A 351-nucleotide genomic window follows, 5' to 3' on the forward strand; every position below is an offset into this window, starting at 1 on the left:
ATCAGGTGATTGCCGGACTTGTTGCACATGGATTCGGGATCGCCCTCGTTCCCTATATGGAGCTTCTGCTCAGACTGAATGTCCGTATCCTGCAGATTTCTTATCCTGAGTGCCAGAGAGATATCTATATGGTTACAAGCCGCAGACATGAACTTTCACCCGCAGCACATCATTTCCGTGAATTTGTCCTTACCGGACTGCTTGACACTCCCCACAGCTAAAGCAGGGGGATTCTTGTTTCTACCACTACTGCATTGACGAATACTTTACGGTACTGCAATGTCTTACACAGTGTCCACAAGCTATGTTTATCCTGTTCCCGTATGCCCTACGGTACAGCTTTTTATCTTT

The 351-nt window shown here is 46.7% G+C and carries 1 protein-coding gene; it reads left to right on the forward strand.

Going from position 1 to position 351, the window contains the following annotated elements:
• A partial coding sequence (locus PZH32_RS11845; RefSeq protein ID WP_275208458.1) for a LysR substrate-binding domain-containing protein occupies positions 1 to 221 on the forward strand: 221 nt, incomplete at its 5' end.
• Positions 222 to 351 lie beyond the last annotated feature (130 nt).

Source organism: Adlercreutzia equolifaciens, assembly GCF_029076695.1.
GTDB lineage: Bacteria > Actinomycetota > Coriobacteriia > Coriobacteriales > Eggerthellaceae > Adlercreutzia > Adlercreutzia equolifaciens_A.